Raw genomic sequence first — 5,093 nt, forward strand, 5'->3', positions numbered from 1 at the left:
GAGCGGATGATGCGTGACGCGAAGATCACGCAGATCTACGAGGGCACCAACCAGGTCCAGCGGATCGTGATGGCCCGCAACCTCCCGTAGGCCCCGCGCCCCGACGGAAAACCGCGCGACGGCGGGCAGCCGTGCTCCGTAGGCTGCCCGCCATGTCCTCCGCGCCCGCCGTGCTCAGCCTGGCCCCCATCACCCCCGCGAACGTCGACGCCGCTCTCGCCCTGCGGGTCCGCCCGGACCAGGAGGGCCTGGTCGCGCCGGTGGTGAAGTCGCTGGCCGAGGCGTACGCGTACGGGGAGACCGCCTGGCCCCGGCTGATCCTGGACGGCGACCGGCCGGTCGGCTTCGTGATGGCCTTCTTCGACATCACCTTCCACCCCGACCGCCCGGGCGACCTCCCCCGCTCCGGCCTGTGGCGGCTGCTGATCGACGCCGAGCAGCAGCGCGGCGGCTACGGCCGCTTCGCCGTCGAGCAGGTCTGCGCCGAGATCCGCCGCCGTGGCGGCACCCGGGCGACGGTCAGCTACGTCCCCGGCCCGGACGGCCCGGCGGAGTTCTACGCCCGCCTCGGCTTCCGCCCGACCGGCGAGTTCAGCGGCGACCAGGCGGTGGCGGAACGGGAGCTGTAGCGCGACGGTCGTGCCGTCTCCCGTGCCCCTCGGGCCGGTTGCCGCGATCGGTGCCGCGATCGGTGCCGCGCTCGGCGGCCGCCGGGTAGGGTCCCGGACCATGACCGAGCCGGACTTCCTCGCCGAGACCAGGGTGTTCTACGACGCCATCGCCACCGAGTACACCGAGCGCTTCCGGGACGCGCTGAGCGGGATGCCGACGGACCGGGCGATGCTGGCGCTCTTCGCCGACCTGGTCCGCGCCGAGCGGCCGGACGGCAGGGCGGCCGAGGTCGGCTGCGGCCCGGGCCGGATGACCGGCCCGCTGCACCGGCTCGGCGTGGACGTGCACGGGATCGACCTCTCGCCGCGGATGGTCGAGCTGGCCCGGCAGGCCCACCCGGAGGTGCCGTTCAGCGTCGGCTCGATGTTCGACCTCCCGTTCCGGGACGGCGAGTTGACCGGCGTGCTGGCCTGGTACTCGATCATCCACACCCCGGCGGAGCGGCTCCCCGAGGTGTTCGCCGAGTTCGCCCGGGTGCTCGCCCCCGGCGGCCACCTGATGCTCGCCTTCCAGGTCGGCGACCAGCCCCTGCACCTGGACCGGCCGTTCGGCCACCCGGTGGCGCTGGACTTCCGCCGGCTGCGGCCGGAGCGGGTCGAGGAGCTGGCCCGGGAGGCCGGTCTGCCGGTCACCTCCCGGACGGTCCGCGAGCCGGAGGGGGACGAGAAGACCCCGCAGGCCTACCTGCTGGCCCGCAAGCCGCGGGCCTGAGGGCCCCCGGGGCGCGTCCGACCCGCCCCGGCACCCGTCAGGCGGCCTCGGAGGAGGCGGACGGCGGCTGCCCGGAGGCGGCCGCGATCACCTCGTCCAGCACCTCGCGGGAGCGCAGCAGGTCGCTGATCGTCCGGTCGATCCGCTCGCGCTCCGCGGTGAGCTCGTCGACCAGCAGCGGAGTGGCGATCTCGTTCGGGCTGCCGTCGGAGTCCCGCATGCAGGGGAGGATCTTGTAGATGGTGCGGCTGTGCAGGCCGGCCGCGAACAGCTCCTGGATGTGCACCACCCGGTCGACGGCGGCCTCCGGGTACTCCCGGTGGCCGCCCTCGGTGCGGCGGGCGGCCAGCAGGCCCTGCTGCTCGTAGTAGCGCAGCGAGCGCTCGCTCACGCCCGTCCGCCGGGCCAGTTCGCCGATCCGCATGCCGTCCACCCCGCCGTCCAGGTCGTCCCGCACCAAGGTCCGAAGCCGACACCGATGGTAGCCCTCCCGGCTCCGGCCGAGGAGGCGTGAACCGGGTCACATGCCCGGTTCCGCGGGGCGGATAACACGGCCGCGTCCGAACTCACCCGGCCGGGGGTACCGCACGAAAAGCAGATGATCGTGCCATCATCCCTGCATGTCTTCCAACGTTTTCTTCGACATCACCGTCAACGATGAGCCGGCCGGCCGCATCGTCTTCAAGCTGTACGACGACGTCGTCCCGCAGACCGCCCGCAACTTCCGCGAGCTGGCCACCGGCCAGCACGGCTTCGGCTACGAGGGCTCCGGCTTCCACCGCGTGATCCCGGCCTTCATGCTCCAGGGCGGTGACTTCACCAACCACAACGGCACCGGCGGCAAGAGCATCTACGGCGAGAAGTTCGCGGACGAGAACTTCAAGATCAAGCACACCCGCCCGGGCCTGCTGTCGATGGCCAACGCCGGCCGCAACACCAACGGCTCGCAGTTCTTCATCACCACCATCGTCACCGACTGGCTGGACGGCAAGCACGTCGTCTTCGGCGAGGTCGTCGAGGGCATGGACGTCGTGACGAAGATCGAGGGCCTCGGCTCGCAGAGCGGCCGCACCTCGGCGAAGGTCACCATCGCCAAGTCCGGCGTGGTCGAGTAGTCACCGCCGCCACCTGGCACACACCGCCCCGGAGCGGGACGTCGGATCTTCCGGCCTCCCGCTCCGGGGCGGTTCCGTACCCGCTCCCGCGGTCCGGGCCGGCCGGCCCCCGGGGCCGGCCGCGGTGCGGCGGGCAGGGTAGCCCGGAGCGCCGCCCTCCGGGCCGGAACCGGGCAATCTCGCGGCCGTCCCCCGCCAGGGCCCTACGCTCGACTTCGGACGCGGCCCGACCGCGGCCGAACTCGACTCTGCGGCAAGGTGGTTGACCGATGATGGAGCAGGGCGCCGATGACGGCGAGGTGACCTACGAACAGGTGACGGTGGTCTCCCTGGCCGGCTGCGAGCCGGTCGGCCCGGCGCGGTTCGCCGTCCGGGTCGTCCGCGAGGGCATGACCGTCAAGCGCGTGGCGGGCTACTGGGTGCGCTGGGACGAGCGGTGGGGCCCGGAGGAGGTCCGCCACCACGCCCGCTGGGTCGCGGACGAGGAGTACGTGCGGCCGGACACCGGCAGCCTGGACGGCACCCTCGCGGTGATGGTCGCCGCGTACTGGACGGACCCGGCGGGCGGCTTCCCGCGCCGCCCCGGCACCGAGACCGTGGTGACCTTCCGGCCCGGCGAGACCGAGCACGAACTGGTGCTGGAGCAGCCCGCACCGCCGCTGCCGGCCGTCGTCCCGCACCACCCGGCCGCGCTGTCGGTGCAGCTGACCCACGCCAGGTGGCTGGGCGGCGACGGGCAGCCGATCCACTACGGCTTCTCGGGCGCCACCGAGGCGGCCGGCGGCGAGGGGGAGTGGCTGGTCCGCTTCCCGGAGTGCGGCACCGGCCTGCTGCCGTACGTGTAGCCCCGGTCCGGCGCATCCGGCGCGTCCGGGGCGCCTGGTGCGTCCGGCGCGTTCAGGAGGGGCTCGGGACCGCCCCGGCCGGCGCCGGGGAGGGCTCCCAGCCGCCCGACCGCATCCCCACCTTGCGCGCGGGGACGCCGGCCCAGACCTCCCCGGGCCCGGTCGAGCGGGTGAGCACCGCGTTGGCCCCGACGATCGTGCCCGCGCCGACGGTCAGCACGCCCGCCTTGCACACCACCTTGGCGCCCGTGCACAGCACGGCGCCGTCCTCGACCACCACCCGCCGCATCGCGCTCTCCTCCTGCGGCACCCACGGGTCGGCCCGGCCGATGGTCACGCCGTTGTAGAGCGTCACGCCGGCGCCGAGGGTGGTGTACGGGTGCAGCACGGTGCCGAAGCCGCGGTGGACGACGACCAGCCCGGGCCCGATCTCGCAGGCGGCGGGCACCTCCATCCCGTAGAGCGCGAGCGCCTCCTGGACCAGGCGGCCCAGGAGGCGGTGGCGACGGCGGCGGATCAGTGCGGTGACGAGTGACATCCACCCATTGTGGTGGTGCGGTCACGGAAAGTCGCGAACTACTTGAACTCCGGCACCGCGGTGTCGTTCTTGAAGGCGTCGAACAGCTGCTTGGACTTGTTGGCGTCCCACAGCACGGCGGACTCGCCGGTCTTGGTCCGGTAGTCCGGGTTGCCGATCGGCACGGTGACCGACTTGCCGCTGCCGCCGTTGACGTCCTTCATGGCGAGGAAGAGCGAGCCGATGTCGGTCAGCCCGCAGTCCTCGTCGACGATCAGGGTGCCGAGCCCCGCGTCGACCAGCGGGTAGAAGGTGAAAGGGTTCAGCAGGTTGCCCGGGGAGGCGGCCTGGTGGGCCAGGGCGCCGAGGAACTTCTGCTGGTTGCGCATCCGGCCGAGGTCCTGGTCGGCCATCTGGTGGCGCTGGCGGACGAAGGCCAGGGCCTGCTTGCCGCTGAGGGTCTGGTCGCCGGCCTTGAGGTCGAGGCCGGAGTCCTTGTCCTTGACGTCCTGGTCGATGTGCATCTCGACGCCGCCGATCGAGTCGACGATGCCGACGAAGCCGCCGAAGCCGATCTCGGCGTAGTGGTCGATCCGCAGGCCGGTGTTCTGCTCGACGGTCTGGACCAGCAGCCGGCCGCCGCCGTTGCCGAAGGCCGAGTTGATCTTCGCGGTGGTGCCCTTGACCGGCTTGCCGTTGGCGCCCGGGTGCTCGGGGATCGGCACCCAGGAGTCGCGCGGGATGCTCATCAGGGTGTTCCCGTTGTCCCCGATGTGCAGGATCATCATCGAGTCGCTGCGCTTGCTGTCGGTGTCGTGCCCGGTGTGCAGGTCGTCCTGCTCGGCGTCGGTGAGGCCCTGGCGGCTGTCGGAGCCGACGATCAGCCAGTTGGTGCCCTTGCCCGCGGCCGGGCGGCCGGGGTAGTCGGCGAGCACGTTCTCGTGGTTGAGCTTGGAGTCGGCCCAGAACCAGGTGGAGACGGCGGTCACCATGACGGCGATCAGCACGCCGAAGACCGACCACTTCACGATCCGCCGGCGCGGCCAGCGCCGGGCCGCCGGGGCACCGGCCGGTCTGGTGCCGCCCGGCCCGCCGGGGCGGCCGGGGCCGTGGCCCTGACCACCGTGACCACCGGGGCCGCCGGGATCGCGGCGCTCACCGGCGAGATCATGCAGGTGCCGTCGAAGGTCAGCGCGATCAAGATCGACGGCAAGCGCTCGTACGCGCGGGTGC

General features: G+C 72.8%; 8 protein-coding genes and 1 pseudogene. 6 read left to right on the plus strand and 3 right to left on the minus strand.

What is annotated here, in order from left to right:
* The 3 genes from ABZW03_RS37000 to ABZW03_RS37010 form a co-directional block, all read left to right on the plus strand.
* A partial coding sequence (locus ABZW03_RS37000; RefSeq protein ID WP_144385854.1) for an acyl-CoA dehydrogenase family protein occupies positions 1-90 on the plus strand: 90 nt, incomplete at its 5' end.
* A gap of 62 nt (positions 91-152) precedes the next feature.
* Positions 153-629 (plus strand): GNAT family N-acetyltransferase, encoded by a 477-nt coding sequence (locus ABZW03_RS37005; protein WP_355268687.1) that lies wholly within the window; start codon positions 153-155, stop codon positions 627-629.
* A 100-nt stretch (positions 630-729) separates the two neighbouring features.
* The gene (locus ABZW03_RS37010; protein ID WP_355268689.1) at positions 730-1,383 is read left to right on the plus strand and encodes a methyltransferase domain-containing protein; all 654 of its coding nucleotides are present in this window, start codon (positions 730-732) and stop codon (positions 1,381-1,383) included.
* A gap of 37 nt (positions 1,384-1,420) precedes the next feature.
* On the opposite strand, the gene ABZW03_RS37015 is transcribed toward ABZW03_RS37010, so the two are convergent.
* Positions 1,421-1,807: a MerR family transcriptional regulator gene (locus tag ABZW03_RS37015; protein ID WP_355268699.1), complete on the minus strand. Its 387-nt coding sequence runs from the start codon at positions 1,805-1,807 to the stop codon at positions 1,421-1,423.
* Between the two features lie 196 nt (positions 1,808-2,003).
* On the opposite strand from ABZW03_RS37015, the gene ABZW03_RS37020 reads away from it, so the two are divergent.
* Both ABZW03_RS37020 and ABZW03_RS37025 read left to right on the plus strand, forming a co-directional pair.
* Positions 2,004-2,498 (plus strand): peptidylprolyl isomerase, encoded by a 495-nt coding sequence (locus ABZW03_RS37020; protein ID WP_355268691.1) that lies wholly within the window; start codon positions 2,004-2,006, stop codon positions 2,496-2,498.
* 269 nt (positions 2,499-2,767) lie between these two features.
* Positions 2,768-3,343, plus strand: coding sequence for a hypothetical protein (locus tag ABZW03_RS37025; protein ID WP_355268693.1), 576 nt, complete (start codon positions 2,768-2,770; stop codon positions 3,341-3,343).
* A 52-nt stretch (positions 3,344-3,395) separates the two neighbouring features.
* On the opposite strand, the gene ABZW03_RS37030 is transcribed toward ABZW03_RS37025, so the two are convergent.
* Together ABZW03_RS37030 and ABZW03_RS37035 are read right to left on the minus strand one after the other, a co-directional pair.
* Complete coding sequence (locus tag ABZW03_RS37030; protein WP_355268695.1) at positions 3,396-3,881, minus strand: hypothetical protein; 486 nt, start codon at positions 3,879-3,881, stop codon at positions 3,396-3,398.
* A gap of 38 nt (positions 3,882-3,919) precedes the next feature.
* Positions 3,920-4,888, minus strand: a complete 969-nt coding sequence (locus ABZW03_RS37035) for an LCP family protein (RefSeq protein WP_355268697.1) — start codon at positions 4,886-4,888, stop codon at positions 3,920-3,922.
* A 111-nt stretch (positions 4,889-4,999) separates the two neighbouring features.
* Here ABZW03_RS37035 and ABZW03_RS37040 point away from each other — a divergent pair.
* A pseudogene (locus tag ABZW03_RS37040) lies at positions 5,000-5,093 on the plus strand (tRNA pseudouridine(55) synthase TruB); the annotation flags it as partial.

This window comes from Kitasatospora sp. NPDC004799 (genome assembly GCF_040609095.1).
In the GTDB taxonomy this organism is placed as follows: Bacteria; Actinomycetota; Actinomycetes; order Streptomycetales; family Streptomycetaceae; genus Kitasatospora.

Bases quoted from the DNA above. Each gene is read 5' to 3' on its own strand.
- ABZW03_RS37005 (WP_355268687.1), top strand. From the start codon at position 153: ATGTCCTCCGCGCCCGCCGTGCTCAGCCTGGCCCCCATCACCCCCGCG.
- ABZW03_RS37010 (WP_355268689.1), top strand. From the start codon at position 730: ATGACCGAGCCGGACTTCCTCGCCGAGACCAGGGTGTTCTACGACGCC.
- ABZW03_RS37015 (WP_355268699.1), bottom strand. From the start codon at position 1,807: ATGCGGATCGGCGAACTGGCCCGGCGGACGGGCGTGAGCGAGCGCTCG.
- ABZW03_RS37020 (WP_355268691.1), top strand. From the start codon at position 2,004: ATGTCTTCCAACGTTTTCTTCGACATCACCGTCAACGATGAGCCGGCC.
- ABZW03_RS37025 (WP_355268693.1), top strand. From the start codon at position 2,768: ATGATGGAGCAGGGCGCCGATGACGGCGAGGTGACCTACGAACAGGTG.
- ABZW03_RS37030 (WP_355268695.1), bottom strand. From the start codon at position 3,881: ATGTCACTCGTCACCGCACTGATCCGCCGCCGTCGCCACCGCCTCCTG.